Source organism: Aquabacterium sp. NJ1 (genome assembly GCF_000768065.1).
Lineage (GTDB): Bacteria > Pseudomonadota > Gammaproteobacteria > Burkholderiales > Burkholderiaceae_C > Aquabacterium.
On the sequence record NZ_JRKM01000001.1, the window covers coordinates 1682664 to 1704559 of the forward strand.

The 21896-nt window shown below is 65.7% G+C and carries 19 protein-coding genes; 7 read left to right on the forward strand and 12 right to left on the reverse strand.

All coding sequences use genetic code 11. The features are described 5' to 3' along the window. Position 1: 1 nt before the first annotated feature. Both JY96_RS07170 and JY96_RS07175 read right to left on the reverse strand, forming a co-directional pair. The gene (locus JY96_RS07170; RefSeq protein ID WP_035036176.1) at positions 2–973 is read right to left on the reverse strand and encodes a pyridoxamine 5'-phosphate oxidase family protein; all 972 of its coding nucleotides are present in this window, start codon (positions 971–973) and stop codon (positions 2–4) included. After that, entirely contained in the window at positions 970–1626 is a 657-nt protein-coding gene (locus JY96_RS07175) for a glutathione S-transferase family protein (RefSeq protein WP_052162236.1), read from the reverse strand. Before JY96_RS07175 ends, JY96_RS07170 begins: the two co-directional genes overlap by 4 nt. Positions 1627–1748: 122 nt before the next feature. On the opposite strand from JY96_RS07175, the gene JY96_RS07180 reads away from it, so the two are divergent. Continuing rightward, complete coding sequence (locus JY96_RS07180) at positions 1749–2678, forward strand: LysR family transcriptional regulator (RefSeq protein ID WP_035036178.1); 930 nt, start codon at positions 1749–1751, stop codon at positions 2676–2678. A gap of 10 nt (positions 2679–2688) precedes the next feature. Here the strand turns inward: JY96_RS07180 and JY96_RS07185 are convergent, their stop codons facing one another. After that, positions 2689–3669, reverse strand: coding sequence for an SGNH/GDSL hydrolase family protein (locus JY96_RS07185; protein WP_052162237.1), 981 nt, complete (start codon positions 3667–3669; stop codon positions 2689–2691). Positions 3670–3846: 177 nt separating this feature from the next. On the opposite strand from JY96_RS07185, the gene JY96_RS07190 reads away from it, so the two are divergent. Then, positions 3847–5022, forward strand: a complete 1176-nt coding sequence (locus tag JY96_RS07190) for an HPP family protein (RefSeq protein WP_081961108.1) — start codon at positions 3847–3849, stop codon at positions 5020–5022. A 17-nt stretch (positions 5023–5039) separates the two neighbouring features. Further along, a complete protein-coding gene (locus tag JY96_RS07195) occupies positions 5040–5492 on the forward strand; it encodes an Rrf2 family transcriptional regulator (protein WP_035036180.1) in 453 nt (150 codons plus the stop codon). Here JY96_RS07195 and JY96_RS07200 read toward each other — a convergent pair. Next, positions 5467–7530: a hypothetical protein gene (locus JY96_RS07200; protein ID WP_152606391.1), complete on the reverse strand. Its 2064-nt coding sequence runs from the start codon at positions 7528–7530 to the stop codon at positions 5467–5469. The two genes, JY96_RS07195 and JY96_RS07200, sit on opposite strands and share 26 nt — an antisense overlap. Positions 7531–7668: 138 nt before the next feature. Further along, positions 7669–8589, reverse strand: a complete 921-nt coding sequence (locus JY96_RS07205; protein WP_035036183.1) for an SDR family NAD(P)-dependent oxidoreductase — start codon at positions 8587–8589, stop codon at positions 7669–7671. A gap of 206 nt (positions 8590–8795) precedes the next feature. Between JY96_RS07205 and JY96_RS07210 the strand changes: the two genes are divergently transcribed. The 3 genes from JY96_RS07210 to JY96_RS07220 all read left to right on the forward strand — a co-directional run bounded on the left by JY96_RS07210 (position 8796) and on the right by JY96_RS07220 (position 11817). Next, positions 8796–9677 carry a metal-dependent hydrolase gene (locus JY96_RS07210; RefSeq protein ID WP_035036186.1) on the forward strand — a complete coding sequence of 294 codons (882 nt, stop codon included), beginning with the start codon at positions 8796–8798 and terminating at the stop codon, positions 9675–9677. 138 nt (positions 9678–9815) lie between these two features. Next, a complete protein-coding gene (locus JY96_RS07215) occupies positions 9816–11201 on the forward strand; it encodes an L-serine ammonia-lyase (protein ID WP_035036189.1) in 1386 nt (461 codons plus the stop codon). 145 nt (positions 11202–11346) lie between these two features. Beyond that, positions 11347–11817, forward strand: coding sequence for a MarR family winged helix-turn-helix transcriptional regulator (locus JY96_RS07220; protein ID WP_035036190.1), 471 nt, complete (start codon positions 11347–11349; stop codon positions 11815–11817). 33 nt (positions 11818–11850) lie between these two features. Here JY96_RS07220 and JY96_RS22065 read toward each other — a convergent pair whose 3' ends face one another. Next, positions 11851–14451 carry an acyl-CoA dehydrogenase family protein gene (locus JY96_RS22065; RefSeq protein ID WP_052162238.1) on the reverse strand — a complete coding sequence of 867 codons (2601 nt, stop codon included), beginning with the start codon at positions 14449–14451 and terminating at the stop codon, positions 11851–11853. A 188-nt stretch (positions 14452–14639) separates the two neighbouring features. On the opposite strand from JY96_RS22065, the gene JY96_RS07230 reads away from it, so the two are divergent. Further along, complete coding sequence (locus JY96_RS07230; RefSeq protein WP_161784256.1) at positions 14640–15461, forward strand: PEP-CTERM sorting domain-containing protein; 822 nt, start codon at positions 14640–14642, stop codon at positions 15459–15461. Between the two features lie 38 nt (positions 15462–15499). Here the strand turns inward: JY96_RS07230 and JY96_RS07235 are convergent, their stop codons facing one another. The 6 genes from JY96_RS07235 to JY96_RS07260 form a co-directional block, all read right to left on the reverse strand. After that, the gene (locus JY96_RS07235) at positions 15500–16096 is read right to left on the reverse strand and encodes a sugar transferase (RefSeq protein ID WP_035036196.1); all 597 of its coding nucleotides are present in this window, start codon (positions 16094–16096) and stop codon (positions 15500–15502) included. A 36-nt stretch (positions 16097–16132) separates the two neighbouring features. Then, positions 16133–17311 (reverse strand): DegT/DnrJ/EryC1/StrS aminotransferase family protein, encoded by a 1179-nt coding sequence (locus tag JY96_RS07240; RefSeq protein WP_035036199.1) that lies wholly within the window; start codon positions 17309–17311, stop codon positions 16133–16135. Positions 17312–17328: 17 nt separating this feature from the next. Beyond that, complete coding sequence (locus tag JY96_RS07245) at positions 17329–18432, reverse strand: glycosyltransferase family 2 protein (RefSeq protein ID WP_035041610.1); 1104 nt, start codon at positions 18430–18432, stop codon at positions 17329–17331. 17 nt (positions 18433–18449) lie between these two features. Next, positions 18450–19580, reverse strand: a complete 1131-nt coding sequence (locus JY96_RS07250; protein WP_052162239.1) for a glycosyltransferase — start codon at positions 19578–19580, stop codon at positions 18450–18452. After that, complete coding sequence (locus JY96_RS07255) at positions 19577–20254, reverse strand: acyltransferase (RefSeq protein WP_081961109.1); 678 nt, start codon at positions 20252–20254, stop codon at positions 19577–19579. Before JY96_RS07255 ends, JY96_RS07250 begins: the two co-directional genes overlap by 4 nt. Positions 20255–20393: 139 nt before the next feature. After that, entirely contained in the window at positions 20394–21827 is a 1434-nt protein-coding gene (locus JY96_RS07260; RefSeq protein ID WP_152606392.1) for a lipopolysaccharide biosynthesis protein, read from the reverse strand. Between the last annotated feature and the right edge of the window lie 69 nt (positions 21828–21896).

The window sequence follows — 21896 nt, forward strand, 5'->3', positions numbered from 1 at the left end:
TCTAGGCCGGCATGCCGGGCTCCACCGCGAGCTGCGGCAAGGCGCCATCAAGCAGCCAGCCTTGCGTCACCCGCACCCTGACCAGGCGCTGCGCGCCTTCGAATCGGACGATCTCGGGGCTGTCGAGCAACACCTCGGCGTGGCCTGCCAGGTGCAGCGTGACACCTGATTGAAAGTCCACGAACAGCAAGCCGACCCGGGGCTGCAGCAGGATGTTGCCCAGCGTGTTGAACATGAAGTTGCCCACGTAATCCGGGATGGTGAGCGTGGTGTGCGGGCCGTGCGCGCCGCTGACCACCTGATCCAGCCTGGCGAAGCCCACCGGGCCACCGCGGTGTGAGACGTCCACGCCACCGCTGCGGGCCTGATCAGGCTGGCCTGCGTCAGGCGAGGCCGAGGCGATGAACAAGGTATCGGCCTGCGCCACCATGGCACGCGCGCGCTCGGACAGCACCGCGCCCTCCTCGCTCACTCGGGGGGCAGCGCCGCTGCCTTCACGTGCCCGCCACACCACCTTGCGCGGGTGGATGTACTTGGGGCAGTTGCCAAAGCTCTGCCGCACGGCCACCCGCATGCCTTGCGCATCGGCCTGCTCAAGCTGGCCGTTCATGCGGTTGCGCCGCCGCGTGTGCGGCTCGATGCCCAGCAGACCAACAGGTGCGCCTGGCTGCCACATGCCGCCCAACGGGTCCCCCGGCTGGCTCGCACGATGGATTTGCAGATGCTGCGCGTCCGGGGTCTGCATGAAGCCGGGCTCGCCCGTCAGGATCGTGGCCCAGGGCTGCCCTTGCCCATCCAGCCCGCCGGCGATCACAAAGGGCAGTTGAGCAAAGAAAGCCCGGTGTTGATCCGGCATGTGGTCGCGGATGAAGTTGCGCCCCAACTGCGCCATGCGCTCCTGCACGCCGGTGAGGGCCTGCAGTTGCAGCTCGCCCGCGTGGAAGGGGGCGGTGTCATCGCGCGGCGCGTTCATGCTGCACCCGCTGCTGGCGCCACCGGCGACTTGGGCATGCCCACAAAACCCGGCAAGGCTTCGATGTCGGCCAGCCAGCGTTGCACATGCGGGTACGGCGTCAGCGCGATGCCACCTTCGGGCGCATGCGCCGTGTAGGTGTAGAGCGCCACATCGGCGATGGTGGGCGCCGAGGTCGACGCCAGGAAGCGCTGCGATGCCAGTTGCGCGTCCATCACCTTGAACAGGCCCTCGGCCAGGGTGTAGGCCCGCGCCTCGATCGGGCGCTTGAAGAGCACCCCCGCGCGTGCATGCGATGGGCCGAATGCCAGCAGGCCTGCTGCGGCGCTCAACCAGCGCTGCACCTGCGCCTCCTCCACCGGGTCGCGGGGCAGCCACTGGCCGCTGGGGTCATAACGGCGCGCCAGGTAGACCAGGATGGCGTTGCTGTCCGCCAGGGTGACGTCACCGTCCTGGATCACGGGCACCTGGCCGAAGGGGTTCATGGCCAGGAAAGCCGGGGTTTTTTGCTCGCCACGCCGCAGGTCGACCAGGATGACCTCGGTGGGCAGGTTCAGCAGAGAGAGAAAGAGTTGCACCCGGTGCGAATGCCCCGAGAGCGCGAAGTGATAGAGCTTGATGGGCTGGGCAGGGGCGGCGGCGTGGGTGGTCATGAGGGGTGTCCTTGAGGTTTGAAGTCAGGCGATCGGGCTTGTCGACACCTTATTCACGCATCAGGAAGATGTGAATACCCGCCACAGACAAATGCTTGTTGCATCCATTGCAATAATCAGGCATGGACCGTTTTGAATCGATGCGCATCTTCGTGGCCGTGGCCGAGGCCCAGGGCTTTGCCGCGGCCGCCCGCCAGTTGCGCCTCTCCGGCCCCATGGTGACTCGCGCAGTGGCCGCCCTGGAGGTGCACATCGGCGCCCGCCTGCTGCACCGGACGACGCGCCAGGTTCGTGTCACAGAAACGGGCCAGCGCTACCTGCTCGATTGCAAACGCATCCTGGCCGAGATGGATGAGGCCGACGCCCTGGCCGGCGGCGCGCACGTGGTCCCCCAGGGCCACCTGATCGTCACGGCACCCGTGCTGTTTGGGCGCATCCACGTGGCGCCCTTGCTGTTGTCGTTTCTGCAGGCGCACCCTCAGGTCACGGCCCGCGCCTTCTTTGTAGACCGTGTGGTCAACCTGATGGAAGAAGGTGTGGACGTGGCACTGCGCATCGCCCACCTGCCCGACTCGTCGTTGACCGCCGTGAAGGTGGGCGCTGTGCGGCGCGTGATCGTGGCCTCACCGGATTACCTCGCACGATACGGCGAGCCCTCGTGCCCGGCAGATCTGGGCCAGCACGACGCCCTGGGCTCGTCAACCACCGGCGGGCCGGCCAGTCCCTGGTTGCTGGCCGCTCAGCCAGGCCAGGGCGACAAGCTGGTGCAGGGCCCGCAGCCCCGCATCCAGTTGACGTTCAATGGTGTCGAGGTGGGCATTGACGCAGCCAAGGCGGGCCATGGCCTGGCTCGCGTGCTGTCCTACCAGGTCAGGGATGCGGTCGCGGCGGGGCACTTGCGCATCGTGCTGACGGCCTACGAACCAGCGCCCATCCCTGTCTACCTGGTGTACTCGGAAGGCCGCAGTGCGGCCGCCAAGGTGCGGGCCTTTGTGGACTTCGCCGCGCGGCAGCTGCGCGCGCACCCGGCCCTGAACCCGCACGCAGACTGATACCGCGCCCTCAGGCCCGGCGCCGTGCGACCGCCAGCAAACCCAGGCCCAGCATGAAGCTCCAGACCGTGGCAGGCTCGGGCACGGCCGCAGCAAAGGCCTCGCCCAACAAGGCATGGGCCGCCGCAGTCGGGTGCACACCATCCCAGAACAAGTAGGTATCGGGGTTGGCGCACACCGTCTTGGCGGTGCTGTTGAAACAGGCATCGGTGGTGTTGTAGCCCTGGCCGGCCATCAGCGCGGCCTGCGTGGCCATGAACGAGACCGTGTCGAACGACTGGATCTGCACGCCAGCCAGGCTGCCCGAGAAGCTGGCCAGGCCCGTGGTGAGCAACTGGTTGTATTCAGCCGTGCGCTGGGACGCCGCATCCTTGTAGCCGGGGGTGGTGGCCTCTGCGGCCGTGGAAGCCGGCGTCAGGCCCAGATTGGGCATCAGCGGCACAAAGAACTGGCGCGCGCCCAGCTGGTACAGGCTGTTGATGTCATTGAGCAGGTTGGTGGACGCGGTGGTGGACGTGCTGCTGCTCAGCATGTTGGCACCGGCGAAGAAGTCATTCGGCCCGGCCCAGACCACATACAGCGCATTGGCGTCTGCGCTGGCACCGCCCAGCGTATCGGCAAACATGCCGACCTGGCCCTGCACACCCGTGCCATTGAGCTTGGCGCTACCGTAGTTGCCCAAGCCGGTTTGCGCACCACCGTAGGCGTAATCCACCAGAGGCAGGCTCAACTGGCTGGCCATGGTTTCCACCGCCACCGGGCCATTGGAAAAACGCCCATCCACGTAAGGCGCCCCGGGCTGACCGGTGCCGGTGACGGCCTGGGTGAGCGCAAACAGGTTGCCGTTGTCAGACAAGCTGTCGCCAAACACAACAAGTTGGGAATAGGCAAGGGCCTGCCCCGACAGCACGGTCGTCAACAGGATGCCCGTCAGGGTGGTGCGGTACTTCACGGCGAGGCCTTTCTGATTCGTGAGGGAAATCACGGGCATTTTTTACGTCACAAACGGCCCCCTGTAAACAAGGTGAATTGCTGATGTGGCCGCATCCGCCGCATGCCAGTTCGGGATTTCCGTGAAGAGACGGGGAAAAGACCATGCTGATAAGCTGCCTCCTGAATACATCTTATGCCGACGCCCTTCGCGGCCTGATCCCCTCACCGCCCTCCCATGCAGCCCTCCTCCACCGAGCAGACCACCTCTCTTCACTGGTTGCGCCAGTCGCACTCCTGGTCCACCTGGTTTCGCGCCTTCCTGCCCGCGCCGATTGCCGTTGATGCCCGAGAGCGGGCGAGGGCAATCGCGGGTGCGCTGATCGGCGTCTTGCTCACAGCCGGCATCTGCCACCTGCTCAACGGCAGCACGGTCGTGGGAGCCTGGCTGGTCGCACCGCTGGGCGCCAGCACGGTGCTGGTGTTCGCGGCGCCCGCCAGCCCCTTGGCCCAGCCCTGGTCCGTGGTGGGCGGCAACGTGATCTCGGCGCTGATCGGTACGGCCTGTGCGGCCCTCGTCGGTGATGTGGTGCTGGCGAGCGCGCTGGCCGTGGCCCTGGCCATCACCGCCATGTTCCTGCTGCGCTGCCTGCACCCGCCCGGTGGCGCCATGGCCTTGTCGGCGGTGCTGGTGCACGCCAGCCATGGGCACTTCGCCATTGAAGCCGCCCTGCTCAACTCGCTGCTGCTGGTGAGCGTCGGGGTGTTCTACAACGCCTTGACGGGCCGCCCCTACCCGCACATGCAGGTGCCCCCGCGCGATGCCATCCACCCCGGCCAGGCCCGCTTCATGTCGCAAGACCTGGACAAGGTGCTGGCACGCTACAACCAGGTGCTGGACGTCAGCCGTGATGACCTGGAGACCCTGCTGCAAGAAGCCGAGGTCGAGGGCATGCGCCGGCGCGCCAGCGAGGTGAGCTGCAAGGACGTGATGACCCGCGATGTGGTGACGGTGGAGTTCGGCTCCCCGTTGGCCGAGGCCTGGGATCTCATGCGCGAGCACAGCATCAAGGCCCTGCCTGTGGTGGACCGCTCACAGCGCATCGTGGGCATCATCACCATGGCCGACTTCCTGCGTGGCGCGGGCCTCAACGAGCACCAGGGCATCGGGCAACGCCTGCGCGCCTTTCTGCTGCCCGATGGCCTGCTCGAATCCGACAAGCCCGAAGTCGTGGGCCAGATCATGACGCGGCAGGTGCGTGTGACCAGCGAGGACCGGCATGTGGTCGAGTTGCTGCCCCTGTTCACTGAGGCGGGGCACCACCACATCCCCGTGATCGATGAGGACAAGCGCGTGGTGGGCATCATCACCCAGTCCGACTTCGTGCGGGCGCTGCACCGCATCGAAGGCTGACCCAGCAGGCTCGCACCATGCAACTGACGCATTTCACGGACCTGGGCCTGCGCGTGCTCATGTACCTCACGCACACCGCCTCGCCTGCGCCCGTCACCATCAGCGAGATCGCGGAGCGTTATGCCGTCTCTCGCCACCATCTGGTCAAGGTGGTGCACTTCATGGGGCAGCAAGGCTGGATCATCACCACGCGCGGCAAGGGCGGCGGGCTGGCGCTGGCGCATGCACCCACGCACTACCGGCTGGGGCAGGTCATCCGCACGCTGGAGCACAGCAAGGACCTGATCGATTGCGCCGATCCACCCTGCGGCCTGCGCACCAACTGCCAGCTCAAGGGCATCCTGGACATCGCGCTGGATGCCTTCTTCGCCGCGCTGGACCGCCACACGCTGGCCGATGCCGTGGCCTCACCCACGGGCGAGGCCATCGTCATGCTGCATCAGCTCAGGCGTCCGGCACGATCTTGGTGATGTAACGGCGGCCCTGCGAATCCTCGGCGATCAACCACAAGGCGTATTCCGATGGGCTGGCTGGTACAGCGGTCGCCGGGATCGTCAAATGGGTGGGCGCCAGGGGCAGGATGGTGAAGACCTGTTTGGACGGCGCTTGCGGAGCGGGCTGCATGATGACCGCCCGCACTTCGACCATGCGCATGCCCGGATGGGCTGCAGCCCAGGTGCTCCAGCTGATGGTGGTCCCGCCCGTGATATCGGCCTGATACAGCCGGTTTGTCGGCGACACGCCATCAAGCCTGGGGTAGGCCGTCAGGTCTGTCAAAGAGGGTTGCTCAGCCATCAACACGCGTGCATTGACCTCGGGCGTGATGGCGGTGGTGGACATCTGGAAACGTGTGCCACGGCGGGTGTCAGAGCCCGCCAGCGGCGAGGTACCACTGGTGAGAATCTGATCGAGCACCAGGTCGCCGGTTTCATAACCATTGCCCGCACTGTTCTGCAGGCACAGCGGGTCACCGGCCGAGGTAAGGCACGAGTAAAGCCGCACGCTGCTGTTGGAAGCAGTCAGGTCGGCACGCAGTGGCGACAGGGCGTCGGCGGCATGAATCACAAACTGGATGCCCCGAGCCGGATTGGCACCCGAAGCCGCCGAAGCCATTGGCGTTCCGTCACCATTGAGGTAGTACCACGTGACAGGGAAAAGCGCCCAGGGCGTGATCCGGTCATTGCCCGTCAATGACCAACTGCTGGTGGCGCTGACGTAGCTGACCACATTCTCGAAAACCGACTGGATATGGCCTGCGCGATCACGGATCAGCGCGCCCACCTTGATCTGCGAACATCGCGGCGTCGCGGCCACCACGGTATCCAGGCAGCCCTGAATGGAAAACGACGACATCAGATAGTCGCTTGTCCCATAGCCCGCCAGAACGCCCGCCACATCACTCGCGGTCATCCCATCGAAATGGCCAAACGTGGATGCAAACACCGGCTTGCCTGCAGAGATCTCCATCGTCAAGAAGTCGTTGGCCGTTACCAATGCTGTCAGGTTGTCTTTGATCGTGTTGCGCAGGGACTCCAAGCCCGCCACATTGGCCATGACGGCCGTGGTGCTGGTGGTGGTCTTCCTGGGGCTCGACAAAATGTCGTTGGCCGTGGAAACCGTTGGGGTCGTGGCACTGAGGCTCGCCATGGCACTGGGCAGGCTCACCACCACCTCCGGGCTGCCGGGATTGATGGGTGAACTGGTGTTGCAGGCCCCCACTGACGGGTCACACGGTGGCAACAGGCGGTTGGACAACTGCATCACCTCGATGCCGCCGGTGATGCTGCTGAACTGGATGTCCAACTCCTCGATCGCAGCGTCCATGCCCGTCTTGCTGGTCGAAAAGCCGGTATCACTGAAGTGATTGACCAGATTGACGCTGCCTTGCTTGGCGTCGTTCAAGTTGGCTGCAATCACGGTCTTGAGGAAAGCACTGGCTGCCGAGCGTGCCGCGCTGTTGCCCAGCAAGTTCCAGCGATTGGCGCGCACGGTGGCGCTGCCGGAGGCAGAAGCTTTACCCCCCAGAAAAACCGGTGCCGGGTCACCGCCCACCAGCAAGGCCACGATGGCGTTCGTCAATGAGGTGATGTTGACGCGGTTACCCGGGCCTGTGCCCGTCGTCACCGTCGTCACCAGCGAGTGCAGCACCACCGGGGTACCCGCCGCGTCCACGCCTGCCGCCTGGACGAACAAGGGCAAAGTGGGCGAGGTGCAAGTCAGGGTGAAATTGCTGAACAAACCATCTGCAATGCCGGCCGTCGTGGAGCCGCAATCCGCCCCATTGGCATCCAGGACCGAGATCGTCGCCCCAGGCAGTGGCGCGCCTGTCGCGGCCACCCCCTCCAGCACAATCGCCGCACCCGATCCGGAGCCAGAGCCGGACCCGGGGCTGCCCCCCGACGAACCCCCTCCGCCCCCACCGCCACAGGCGGCCAGCACAAACACGAGGGCAACGCCACACAGCCAGGCTCTGCTTGGCGAGCGCTTGCGGTTCAATCGTGTCTGCATGGCAAATAACCTCAGGGGAAAATGGACGCACCCGTAGCCAGGGTCCACGTCATTGTCCTGGGGTCACTCGATCCGGAAGCCTCGATAAAGAGGCGCAAGGGCTTCCAAATTGCCCCGCATCCGCCCCTTGGCTCGCCGTCAGCGCCCGGCCATCACCTTGGCCATTTCCTGCTGGGATTGCGCCAGGCCGCTGCCCGGCACCGTCTCATTGGCCTGCGCATTGATGCGTGCAAATTGCGCGGCCAGTTGCTCGGGCGCATCCGGCCCCGAGCCGATCAGCACACCATCGGTCAGCGTCACGTGCGAGGCGGCAAACACCCCCGCTCCCGCACACAGGATGGCGCGCGTGGGCGCCTGCTCGCTGGCCAGGAACAGCAGGCCGGGCGTGACGCTTTCGGGCGTCAGCAGCTTGAGCACCTCGGGCGGCATGATGTCTTCGGTCATGCGGGTGGCCGCGGTCGGCGCCAGGCAGTTGACGCGCACGTTGTACTTCTCGCCCTCCAGCGCCAGGGTCTGCATCAGGCCGACCAGGGCCATCTTGGCCGCGCCGTAGTTGGCCTGACCAAAGTTGCCGAACAGGCCCGAGGACGAGGTCGTGAAGATGATGCGGCCGTAACCCTGCGCCTTCATCGCCTCCCAGACGGCCTTGGTGCCGTAGACGGCGCCCATCAGGTGCACGTCCACCAGCAGGCGGAAGTCGTCGAGCGACATCTTCGAAAAACTCTTGTCACGCAGGATGCCGGCGTTGTTCACCAGGATGTCCACCCGGCCCCAGGCCGCCATCGCCTGGTCGACCATGGCCTGCACGGCCACGGGGTCGGTGACCGAACCGGTGTTGGCCAGGGCCTCGCCGCCGGCCGCCCGGATCTCGGCCACCACCCGGTCGGCCGCCGATTCACCCGCCGCAGCGTTGACCGAGCCGTCGCGCGCCGCGCCCAGGTCATTGACCAGCACCTTGGCCCCGCGTGCCGCCAGTTGCAGTGCGTGGCTGCGGCCCAGGCCGCCACCGGCGCCCGTCACGATGGCCACACGGCCATCAAATCGAATGTCTGCGCTCATGTCCGTCAATTCCAAGGTTGCACAACAGAGCCCACATCATGCGCGATGCACCAGCTGCGTAGAAACCCTGAAATGCGTTCCGTGAGGATTTCGCGATGGCTTCCCGCACTGTCGCCACGGATGCCTTCGTGTCGCCTTGACGTATACGTCAACCACCCACCTTCTTCGTAAACTGGTATCAAACAGTTACCGAGAAGACAACCTCCATGAGCGACTACAAAGACAACGCCCCCGGCGAGATCGTTCCCCGCGAAAAGCTGGACTTCCAGCTCGATGAAAAGACCCCGCGCTGGTGGTTTGGCGGCAAGGCCTTCCAGACCCGCCTGTTCGATGGCATGCAAGCCGCCTTCCCGGATGGTGAGCGCTACTTCATCACGAGCGTGCGCGCTTTCCGCGAGCAGATCACCGACCCCAAGATGGCCGAGGACGTGAAGAACTTCATCCGCCAGGAAGGCCAGCACGGCATTGCCCACACGCACTACAACGACCTGCTGCGCAAGCAGGGTGTGGACGTGGACAAGATCCTGGTGGACGCCAAGGCCCTGTTCGACAAGTACAACAAGGTCTATTCACGCGAATACAACCTCGCCCTGACCGCGGCCTTCGAACACTTCACGGCCATGATGGCCCAGATGCTGTTCGAGACCAAGGACGTGATGGCCCCCGCCGACGAGAACGTGCGCGCCATGTGGGCCTGGCACGCCATCGAAGAAATGGAGCACAAGGCCGTGGCCTTCGACGTGATGCAGCAAGTGGCCAAGGTGGGTTACTTCAAGCGCTGCGCCGCCATGACACACGCGCTGTACAAGGTCGTGGTCGACAGCATGCGCCTGACCAACCTGCTGCTCAAGGGCGATGGTTTCTCGTTTGGCCAGCGCATGGTGATGTGCGTCAAGGGCGCGTGGTGGCTGTATGGCCCGGGCGGCCTGTTCGCCCGCAACACGCTCAAGCTGATGGAGTACTACAAGCCCGGCTTCCACCCATGGCAGCACAAGGTCATCCACAGCTACCCCGTGTGGATCAAGACCTACGAGACCACCGGTGACCCGATGCGTGCCGGCCAGGCGCTATTCAACGCGGCTTACTGATGATCTGGCCGCGCGCGTGCAATCTGCCACGCCCGCGGCCCATCCATGTGATGCACTAGGGCGAACCCCGTCTTGCTGCGCTGACGCGATCAGCGCCAAGATGGCCTCATCCTGACCCGATCAGGATGGGAGCCCTTCATGGCTGTCTCGGTATTCGATCTGTTCAAGGTGGGCATCGGCCCATCGAGTTCGCACACGGTGGGCCCCATGCGGGCCGCCAGGCTGTTCGTGATGCGCCTGCAAGCGGCCAGCCTGCTGGACGCCACCCATCGCGTGGTGGTGGACCTGTACGGCTCGCTGGGTGCCACCGGCAAAGGCCACGGCAGCGACAAGGCCGTGATGCTGGGCCTGATGGGCCATGAGCCCGACACCGTTCCCGTGGATGACATCGCGCAGCTCGTCGCGCAAGTGCATGAACGCCGTGTCATCACGCTGGCCGGCACGCATGAACAGGCTTTCGACCCCACACACGACATCTGCTTTCGCTTCAGCGAGACCCTGCCCTTCCACCCCAATGGCATGCGTTTTTCAGCACTGAGTGAAGCCAGGCAGCCCTTGCTGCAAGGCGTGTACTACTCGGTGGGCGGCGGCTTCGTGCTCAGCCAGGAAGCGGTGGACGACACCACCCGGCAAGCCAGCATCGCACCCGATGCCACCGTGTTGCCCCTGCCTTTCCACAGCGCAGCGGATCTGCTCGCGCTGACCGCACAGCATGGCATCAGCATGGCCGAACTCATGCGCCGCAACGAACGGCACTGGCGCAACGATGCCGACATCGACGCGGGCCTCATGCGCATCTGGCAAGCCATGCAGGCCTGCGTGCAAAGAGGTTGCGTGCACACCGGCGTGCTGCCTGGTGGTTTTCAGGTCACACGCCGTGCACCCGGCCTGTACCAGCGCCTGGCTGCGGTCACCACGCCCACCGACCCGCTGCATGTGATGGACTGGGTCAACCTGTACGCGCTCGCGGTCAATGAAGAAAACGCCGCGGGCGGCCGCGTGGTCACGGCGCCCACGAACGGTGCGGCCGGCATCGTGCCGGCGGTGCTGCACTACTACCGCCACTTCGTGCCCGGCGCCACCGATCAAGGCGTGATGGACTTCCTGCTCACCTCGGCCTCCATCGGCCTGCTGTACAAGGAGAACGCCTCGATCTCGGGCGCCGAGGTGGGTTGCCAGGGCGAAGTCGGCGTGGCCTGCTCCATGGCCGCGGCGGGCCTGTGCGCCGTGCTGGGCGGCACACCGGCCCAGATCGAGAACGCCGCCGAGATCGGCATGGAACACCACCTGGGCCTGACCTGCGACCCGGTGGGCGGCCTGGTCCAGATCCCCTGCATCGAGCGCAATGCCATTGCCGCCGTCAAGGCCATCAACGCGGCGCGGCTGGCTCTGCATGGTGATGGATCACACCGTGTCAGCCTGGACAAGGTGATCCAGACCATGCGCGAAACCGGTGCCGACATGAAGGACAAATACAAGGAGACGGCGCGCGGTGGCCTGGCCGTCAACATCGTGGCGTGTTAAATCAAGCACCAGGCAGTCGCCACAGAAAATGCGCCCTGAGTTCGTCAGGATGTCATGCACTCGCCCTGTGTGACCTTGGTCCTGCACACGAAGGGGATCGGGCTCCCTACAATGGCGCCAGCACAGCGATCCATCAAGAACAACAATGAGCGACTCGGACCTCTTCGTAGCCCACGTGCCCGGCATCCAGTACGGTGTGCTGGACTCCCTGATGGGTTATGCCATTCGACGTGCCCAGATCAGGACGTACGAAAACTTCATCGCTGCACTCGAACCCTGGGGCATCACGCCGCCACGCTTTTCGGCCATGGTGATCGTGTCGCTCAACCCGGGCCTCAAGCTCACGCAACTGGCCAAGATCATGGGCATCGCGCGCTCTGGCGCCGTCATCCTGGTGGATGCCTTGGAAGAGCTCGGCTACATGCAGCGCCTGCCCGCACCTGAAGACCGCCGCGCCTTCAGCCTGGCCTTGACCGACAAGGGCAAGGCCGACCTGGTCCAGATCACACACGCGGTCCAGACGCAGGATCAGCAGGTCACGCAAACACTGAGCGCCACGGAGCAAACCGAATTGCACCGCCTGCTGCTCAAGCTGTGCGACATCCCTCCGGCCTGAAGCAGGCTTGAAGCCCCACGACGGGGCTTCGCTTCAGACCCGCTCCAGCAGCCACTGACTGCGCCATGCGGCCCCGCCCAACAGGCACTGCAACTGCCGGGCGTCCTTCATGCGCTGAGCCTGCGGGCAAGCACTGGCGTAGCCCTGTGCGCCCATGATCTGCACCCCGTCCACCGTCAAAGCCGCGGCCTGGCGGCCCACGTGCAGCGCGTTGTACAGTGCCTCCTGGCCGGGGCTGCCGCCCGAGAGCGCAGCCCACAAGAGGCCCTGCATGCTGCTGAGGCGCTCCTGCATGCCTGACAGGATGCGGCGCACCTCGCCCCAGCCCAGCAGGCTGCCACCACCCTGTTGCCGCGACGCGGCCTGCTCGATGGCGTCGCGCAAACTGGCACGAGACAGGCCGCACTGCATGGCCATCACCGCCGGTGCCAACTCGGCCGACAAGCGCCTGAACAGGCTGGCGCCCTGCCCGCCCAGCACCGTGCAAGGCACGCCACCAAACTCGACATCGTTGATGCCGGCGTTCGGCAGCCCCAGCGTGCGGAGGGGTTCGCCACGGATGACGGCCGGATGGGTCAGGTCCACCACGGCCAGTTGCATGCCTTGATCGCGCCCCTGCACCGGCAACACCGCCCAACGCGCGTGCGTGCCCAGCAGCAGCATGTCGACCTGGCCACGCAGATAACCTTGTGCGTCCACCGCCGGCCAGAGTTGGTCGTGGATGTCGTGGCAGGCCGGCCAGGCCAGCCATTCACTCGACAGGTCCTGCATCAGCGACTGTTCATCCAGCGAAGGCTGTGCGGCGTTCAAAGCCAGATGGGCTGCGGCGCTGCCGTACACCGCCGCAGCCGCGCTCGCGTCCACGCCTGACAAGGCTTCCAGCACACGGCACAGCGATCCCACCGGTTGCCCTTGTGCGCCCCATTCGCGGTCACCACACAGGTTGGCCCAACCCAGGCCGTGCATATGGTCCAGCGCGGCCACGCCCGGCAAGGCGGGCAATTGCTCGTCGGCAAAGCGCTGGGCCACTTCCAGCCAATCGTTGCACGGGGCGTGCGGCCAGCGCATGGCCGGCTCCGCCAGTCCCCAGACCTCGGACTCGCGCACGAACACACGCACGCTCGGGTCCTGGCGCACACGGCACTTGAACAGGTTCACGCGGTTGAGCTGATCGGTGCCTTCATACAGTTGCAGCACCTTGGCATCGCGCAGGCGCTTCTCGATGCCCAGCTCATGGCGCAGGCCATCGGCCCCGGTCAGGTCCAGCGCGAGGTTGGCGTTGGTCATCGCGAACTCGCTGCCGGCGAACTTGGCCATCGAGGCCAGGCCCGAGATCAGGTTCTGCCACTCGCGCGGCTGGGCATCCAGAAAGCGCTGCTGGAACCACTGCGTCGCATCGGGCGATTGCAACACGCGCCGCGCCGCAAAGCGCCACACGCTCGCTGGCGCCAGCTTGTCGGCCCAGTACAGCGGCCTGAAAAACATCATGCGGAACAAGCCGCCCATGCCATTGGCCAGGGCCGACTCCAGGTAAGCCTGGCGCGCCAGCGAGGCGTTCTTGCTCATCTCGGCCAGTGTGGCCTGTGCCCATTGCTGCTCGATCAGGCGGCCAGCGGGCAGCACCTTGCGCGCCGCGTAATCACGCGCTGCTTCACAGGCGCCCCGCGCCGTGCCCGCCGCAAAAGCGCCCACGCCTGCACGCGTGCAAGACAAGACGTAGTCCAGCAAGGTCTGCGCGATATCGCGGTAAGCCCGCTTGAGCCCCTTGGCACGATGGCGGTCGATGGCCACACCGGCAGCGGGCACGCGGCATGACTCGAACAGCAACTCCGACGCCACACAAGCCTTCTGCCCGACCTTGTCGACCAACTCGCCAAGCCGCACGCCAGGTGAATCGGCCCGCACGGCCAGCACCACCATCGTGTCGGCAGGCTGGCTCAGGTCCTCATACGCGACCACCATGTGCCAGCTCGACACATGGCCATTGGAGATATAGGTCTTGCGGCCCGTCAGCACATAACTGCCATCGGGCTGCGCCGTGGCTTGCGTACCGAGTTGGGCCTGAGGCAGCAACTGGGTGTCGACGGTGTCGGTGCCGGCCAGGGCTTCGTTGAGTGCCAGGCTGAGCAAGCAAGGCTCACCACGACGCTCGCCCGCACACACGTCACCGAACACGCGGGCGGCCAGGCGCAGGTTCCAGCTGGCCGTCAGCGTGGCCACGCCCATGTAGTGCACGCCGATCATGGCCGATACGCCCACGCAGGCCGAGGCCACTTCTTCCAGGAAGGCGTACAGCGACAGGAAGTTCCAGCCCCGGCCGCCAAACAGGGTGGGCAGCCACAGGGTGAACAGACCCCACTCGCCCGCCAGGCGGATCACATCACGCGGGATGTGCTGGGGGTCGTCCAGGCATTGCCGATCGATCTGCAGGGCCATGGGCCGCACGACTTCGGCATTGAAGCGCCGGGCCAGCTCCAAGGCGTCGACCACGTCCTGACGAACCGATGAGGGCAGATCGCTGACCGCAGCCAGCGCGGCCGACCAGTCGGCCACCGACTCGCGCAGCCGCTCGGCGTCAACCGTGAGGTTGCGTTCCTTGATGGAAGGCAGGAAGGCGTCGTCCGGATGGGTCATTGTTCAACTACGTTCGCGGTTTCAGAAGAGGGCATCACCAGGGTTATGCAGTTTGTCTGCTGACGCCGCCCCCGATACGATCAAAGGTACGAAAAGTACCCATCGGGTATATTTTAGAAACGAATGCCGATCAGCACCGAACGTGCGCCCAGATCGCATCGAAGACAAATTCACCAGGGAGCATGGCCATGCCAGATCACATCACGCGCAAACGAAACAAAACACCTTGGAAATGGGCTGCCGGCGCAGCCTGGGCTCTGATGGCCTCGGCCGCGATGGCCGATGCGCCAGCCTTGCAGGTGTTGACGCCCAACGGCAACTGGAACTGGGACGGCGTGCTCGGCATGCAGGACGGCGGCACCAGCACGCTGTCGCTGTCCAGCGAGCTCTGGTCGATCAAGGCCACCCCTTACGGCACGGCGTCCAACCCCGTCGGGACACCGGGCGGCAGCACCGCCATCAACACACCGGTCATCACGCAGAACACCTACAGCGTGGTCAGCGCGCCGGACAATGCCATCTATGAAATCGGCTCGACCGGTGGCGTGACCCTCACGGCCAGCTATGCCAGCGGCTCGCTCACCATCACCGACCTGTCCGTCAACTTCGGCACCAGGCTCATTTCCGCCACCTTGATCGGCGGCAACGGCCTGGGGCAGATTCAGAACGTGCCGCTCTGGAACGTGGACAACATCAGCAGCACCGTGCTGGGCTGCCCGGACAACGGTGGCATGTGCGATGCGGGCGGGCTGAGCGCAGCGCAACAACCCCAACACAGGCTCGACACCGTGTTGACCGGCCTGCACCTGACGGCCGAAGGCAACTCGGCATTCAAGCAGGCCATGGGCTGGCAACAGGACATCGCATCGTCCTTTGACTTTGGCACCTTGTCGACATCCACGATGTTCCTTTCCGGCCCCGCGCTGCATGCGGTACCGGAGCCTGGCACATGGGCCTTGATGGGCCTGGGCCTGGTCGGCTTGTTTGGCGCAACACGCCGCCGCGCCTGAAGGCCGCTGGTTGCAGGCTGATCGCCTGGCGACCTGCCTCAACCCCGCACGATCGCCATGATCGTGCGCCAGATCAGCCGCACGTCCATCCACACCGAAGCCTGGTCCACATAGCTGGCAGCCAGGGCCAGCTTGTGCGGCAACACCTCGTGGATGTAGGCCTGCTCGGGGTCGGTGGCACGCGCCAGCACACTGCTTTCATCGCGGTATTCGATGGAAGCGATGTCGGTGATGCCGGGCCTGACTGACAGCACCTTGTCACGCATGGCCGCCGGGTAGTGCGCCACATAACGCGGCACCTCGGGGCGCGGCCCCACCAGGCTCATCGAACCCACCCACACGTTGATCAGTTGCGGCAGTTCGTCCAGCTTGCTGCGGCGCAGGAAGCTGCCAACGCGCGTGATGCGGCTGTCGGCACCCACGGTGATCTGCAAGCCCTGGCCGCCCTGGTCGTGGCACATGGTGCGGAACTTGTGGATGCGAAACGGCACGCCAAAACGCCCCACCCGCTCTTGCCGGAAGAACACTGGCCCAGGCGAATCCAGCTTGACGGCCAGCGCGATGAGCAGCAACACCGGTGCCAGCACCAGCAGGCCCAGTGAAGACAGCAGGATGTCGAACAGCCGCTTGCTCATGTCAGACCGAATAAACCGAACTGCTTGCTTGCCACATCACCGACCAAAGGCCTTGCGCACGGCCTTGATCACGCGTTCGACATCGTCGTCCGTCATCCTGGTGTACAGCGGCAAGGTCACCATGCGCTCGTAGGCCTTCTGGCTGTGCGGGAACTGCTCGGGCTTGAGGTCGTAGCGTTCCTTCCAGTAGGGGTGCAGGTGCAGCGGGATGTAGTGCACGCTCACGCCGATGCCATCGGCAAACAAGCTGTCGATCAACTGGTCGCGGTTGATGCTGGCCTCGTCCTTCAGGCGCACCACATACAGGTGCCAGGAATGCAGGTCACCGGCATGCTGCGGGCGCGGCGGCAGGATCAGGGGCAGATCGGCCAGGGCCTCGTCAAAGCGCGAGGCGATCTGCTCGCGGCGCACCTGGAAGCCGGTCACGCGTTGCAGCTGATGCAGGCCCAGCGCGGCGGCGATGTCGGTCAGGTTGTACTTGAAGCCAGGCGCCACGATCTCGTAGTACCAACTGGGCACCTTGGCGGTGAAGCGGTCGAAGGCATCGCGGTTGATGCCGTGCAGGCGCATGACCTTGGCACGCGCCGCCAGTTGCGCGTCCCGCGTGACCAGCATGCCGCCCTCACCCGTGGTCATGGTCTTGTTGGCATAGAAGCTGAAGACCACGGCGTCGCTTTGCAGGGTGCCGATCAGCTGCTTCTTCCAGGTCGTGGGCAGGGCGTGTGCCGCGTCTTCCACGATCTTCAAGTTGTGTTTCTTCGCGATGGCGAAGATGGCGTCCATGTCCACCGACAGGCCGGCGTAGTGCACCGGCATGATGGCCTTGGTGCGCGGCGTGATCGCGGCTTCGATCGCGGCCGGGTCGATGTTGAGCGTGGCCGGGTCGATGTCCACCAGCTTCACGTCGGCACCCAGGTAGCGCACCACTTCGGCGGTGGCGGTGAAGGTGTGCGTGGTGGTGATGACTTCGTCGCCAGGGCCGATGCCCAGGGCTTCCAGCGCCAGGTGCAGGCCCGCGGTGGCCGAGTTCACGGCGATGGATTGCAGGCTGTCGTCGCCGAGGTAAGCCGTGAAAGCCTGCTCGAACTTGCGCGCCTTGGGGCCGGTGGTGACCCAGCCCGAACGCAGGGTGTCGACCACCTCGGCGATTTCTTCCTCGCCGATTTCAGGCAAGGCAAAAGGCAGGAAGGGCAGCTTGTCGTTGGAGGAACTCATGCGGGTCTCTTTCGATATCAAGGGCGTGTGAGGCGACCGAATGCGGGGTCGGGGCGGCCGCGCACGATGGCATCCCACCAGCCGCGCAGCGAACCCAGGCCATAGCCAAAGTGATAGGCCGCGATCACGTCGGGCAAATGCTTGAACAGTTCGCGTCCCTGTTGGCGGGCGATGCTGAAGCTGATGGCGTAAACGGCCACGCCATAGGCCACAGCCAGGGCCAGCAAGCCACCGGCGCTCAACAAGGTGGCCCAGATCGACACGGTGCGGAACGCACCCAACGGCATGGCGCCCACAGACAAGCTGCCAACCAGCGTCAACAAGGCCAGCAGCATCAAGGCGCCCACGAACAAGCCAGGGATGAGGTGACGCAGCGCCGCCGCCTGCCCATGCTTCTTCATGACGAAGGGCTTCCAGTAGCCGTACTGGCGGTACTGGCGGAACACGTCCATTTTGCTGGCACGCGGGAAGTAGGTGGAGCGGATGCCGGCCGATTGCCAGATGCGCCCGCCGCCTTTGTGGATGCGCAGGTTGTGCTCGTCGTCCTGGTTGCGCACCAGGGTTTCGTCGAAGCCACCGAAGCGCTCGAAGGTCTGGCGCGGCCAGGAACCGAGGTAGACCGTATCGACCTCGCCCTCATAAGCCAGGTCACGCGACAAGGCGCCACCGGCCACCAGCCGCGATTGAAACGCCGCCGCGATGGCGCGCTGCACCGTGCCCTGCGGCCCTTGCGCGCCTTGCGCCTTCCACGGCCCGCCCACGTTGTCAGCCCCCGTGCGCTGCCAGGTGGCCAGGCATTGGGCGATGTAGTCGTCGGCGTACACGGTGTGCACGTCCAGGCGCACGATGAACGCACCACGCGCCTGCTCGATGCAGCGGTTCAGCCCGCAGGACACGATGCGCCCGGGGTTGTCGATCATCACGAAGCGGGCGTCCTGCGCGCAGAAGGCGGCCAGGCGTTCGCGCGTGCCATCGTCGCTCAGGCCATCGGCGATCAACACTTCCAGCGCCCAGCCCCCGGGCACGGTTTGCGCGGCCACACTGCGGCAGAAAGCCTCGATGAAATCCCGCTCGTTGCGGCATGGCACGATGACCGAGATCGTCTGGGTAGAGCCTGACATGCGCTTCACCAATCCGATCAACGCGCGGAAGCACGCGGGCGCTGCATGCGCGGCACGCAGGGGTGCAGCAGCTTCTGGTAGAGGCGCCACATGGCATCCATCTGCCCGCGGCGTGAGGCGTCGCGCTCGATGCGATCACGGTTGTGCTGGCCCATCTGCGCCGCCTGCTCGGGGTGGTCATAAGCATGGACCAGGGCCTGCGTGACGGCGTCCACATCGCGCACGGGCACGATCCAGCCACCACGCTCATCGATCCACTGGCAGTTGGCCGGCAGGTCGGTGGCGATGATGGGCAGGCCACAGGCCATGGATTCGAGCACCGACACCGAGGTCGCGTCGCTGGTGGGCACCGACACGCTCACGCGGCTGCGCTGGATGGCGTTGACCATCTCCACATCCCCCACCCGGCCGTGGAAGCGCACTTGCTGCAGCAGGCGCAGCTCCTGCACGCGGGCTTCCAGCGTGGCCTGCATGCTGCCACCACCCAGCAGGTGCAGGCGGGCGTGCGATTGCGGGCGCAGCATCAGGAAGCGCGAAAACGCTTCGAGGATCAGGTCGATGTTGTAGTTGGGCTCCCAGCTGCGCAGGCTGATGACATCGAAGTCTTCACCCGGGTCACCGGGCACGAACTTGTCCGTGTCGGCACCCCACAGGATCTGATGGCAGGGCGCAGAAGGGTGATAGCGCGCGATCTCGGCCAGCATGTCCATCGAGTCTGCCGTGATCAGGTCGGCGTGGCGCAAGGACCAGCCCACCACGGCCCGCATCAGGCGACTTTCGCGCGGCGTGACCAGGATGTCGCTGCCCCAGGCCGTGAGCACGGTGGGCAGCTTGAGGCCGCACATCGCGGCCCACAGGCCGTAAGACGTCACGTAATGGCCATGCACCAGCGTGGGCCTGAAGCGCTTGGCCACCTCGCGGGCCACACGGCGTACCTGGGGCAAGGCCTTGAACCAGCTGAGCTTGTCGTTGCCCGGCGCAATGGCGATCACTTCTCGTGCACCGGGCACCTCGGCAGGTTGACGCGTGATGACGATGGCCTCGGCCCCGCGCTCCACCGCGGCGGCCACCCAGCGGCGCGTGTGCACGCTGTCCGCATCGGCGAAAAACAGGATGCGCGCGGGCGCGTCATCGGGGCGGCGGCTCATGCGGGCTCCTGGTCAGAAGCGGCATCGGGTGCAGCCGCATGCCCATCGACATGCCCATTGAGCGCACGGCGCAGGTTGTCCTTGCCCGCCCATTGGGCATACAGCGCGTGCAATTCAGGGTGGCGCTGCAGCAGCGCGCGGTCGATCTCGCGTGTATCCCCCATCACGGCAGCCGGCCGGCCATGCGCCTGCGGCCCGACGATGGCGAAGTCCGGCACCACGCCCGATACGAAGCTGTAGCCCTGCACGATCACGCCCTTGCCGATCTGCGCGCCGGGCGCGATCACGCTGTGCGGGCCGATGAAGCTGTAGGCCCCGATGCGGGTGGACTTGCGCACATAGCCGGCCGGGTTGGGGTCGTTCACATAACGGCGCCCCATCACCCGCACCGACTTGTGGCTGGAGTGGCTGAGGATGGACGCGTAATTGGTGACCTGCACGCCCTCTTCGATCAACAAGCCATTGGAGCCATCGATGCGGTTGAAGTGGCCGATGAAGACATGGTCACCCAGCTTCAGGCCTTCCAGCCCTTCGAAGCAGGTGTGCGTGCTCACGCGGGTATGGGCGCACCAGGAGCCATCGGCATTGGCCCAGCCGTACACGATGCGCGGGCCGGTGAAAGCCGCCAGCACGCGCACCACGGGTTGCTTGAGTCTCTGGATCAGGGCCGACATGTCTGGAGAGGAAAAACGTACACGCCGCAGGTCAAACCTGGGGGCGAAACCCCGTATTGTCCCTGATCCGATCCGCTGCCCCGAAACGCCACACAGGTAAACCGCTGGCCAGCCCCATGAACCAGTGGGTCAGCGGGGGTCAGGCGCCCGAATCCACCCTGGTCAAACCAGACTGCCACAGCGCCCGCACCGGCAGCCCCGCGTGCTTGAGAAACACCCCATACGCCGCCACGATGGCCAGGATGTAGCCCGCGCTCGACGAGATGCCCGCGCCCAGAGGCCCCCACAGCGGCACCAGGAACCAGCCCAGGCAGAAGCTGATCGTCAGCGACATGCCCGCGATGGCGCCCGACAACTGTGGCCGCCCCAGGTGGTTGGTGTAAAACGCCGACAGGCTGGACGCCGCCGCATACGCCGCCACGCCCGGCAACAAGGCCGCCAGCGGCAGCAGCGAGGCCTCGTAAGCCGGCCCCATCACCCAGGGCAGACCCCACCAGGCCAGGCCCAGCAGCACCGGCGCGGCCAGCAAGGTAGACAGCACATTGATGCGCACCGCCTGCACCGTCATGGCGGCGGCGATCTTCGTGTCCGGGTGCCCGATGCGCGAATACACCGACACCGTCACCGACGACGACAGCAACCACAGCAGCTCGGCCGCCGTCACTGCCACTGAATACACACCCGCCGTGCTCAGCCCATGGAAGCGCTCGACCAGGAACAGCGAGGCGCGATAGTTCAGCAGCCCGATCACATTGGTGACGCCGATGGTGGCAATGAAAGGCCACTGCGCCAGCCAGCTCGGTTGCGGCAGGTGAAACGCCGTCAGGCGGGATGCGCTCATGCGTTCGGCCAGGGCCTCGTCGCGGTGCCGCGCATTGCGCAAGGCGTAAAACGCCGTGACCACCGCTACCAGCGATTTGCCACTCACCCAGGCCACCAGCACCAGCAAGACGGTGGACTTGCTGCCCTGCCCGGCCTGCCCACCCTCCGTGATCCACCAGGCTGCCGCCAGGCCCGCCAGCACCGAAGCGGGTGCCGACACCTGGGCCACATTGATGGGCCACATGCGCCCCTCACCCAGCCACAAACCCGTGGCCGTGGGCACCAGCAGCAAAAACGGCGCGGCCAAGGCCAACAGCCACAGATAGGTATACGGCATGCTGCTCGCCCACCAGGACACGGCCACCAGCACGCCCGAGGCCAGCAGCCCCAGCGCCACCGCCGCACGCAGCACGCCTCGCAGCATGGGCAATGCTTTGGCCTGCCGGCCATCGGTCTGCTGCGAAATCTGGCGCGCCAGCCACAAGCCCAGGCCGGAAAACAGCGTCAGCAAGGCCGACTCGACCGCGACGAACAGCGCAAACGCGCCCTGCACCTTGGGCCCATGGCGCGCCACCGTCACCGTGATGGCCAGGCCCAGGCCCACCATCATCAGCTTGGCGATCAAATTGCCCAGCGCCGCCTTGGGCAGCGCCTGCAAGGCCTGGCGCAGGGCCGCCAGCCGCCCGGCAGGGGCTTGCGCGCCAGATGAATCCCCCTGAACAGCTGGGGGGCGGTGATCTTGAACAGACATGGCCGCCATTGTCGCCCAGGGTTTCATACAATCTAGGGTTTGGCCCGATCAGGCCCCACCTCCCGCCCC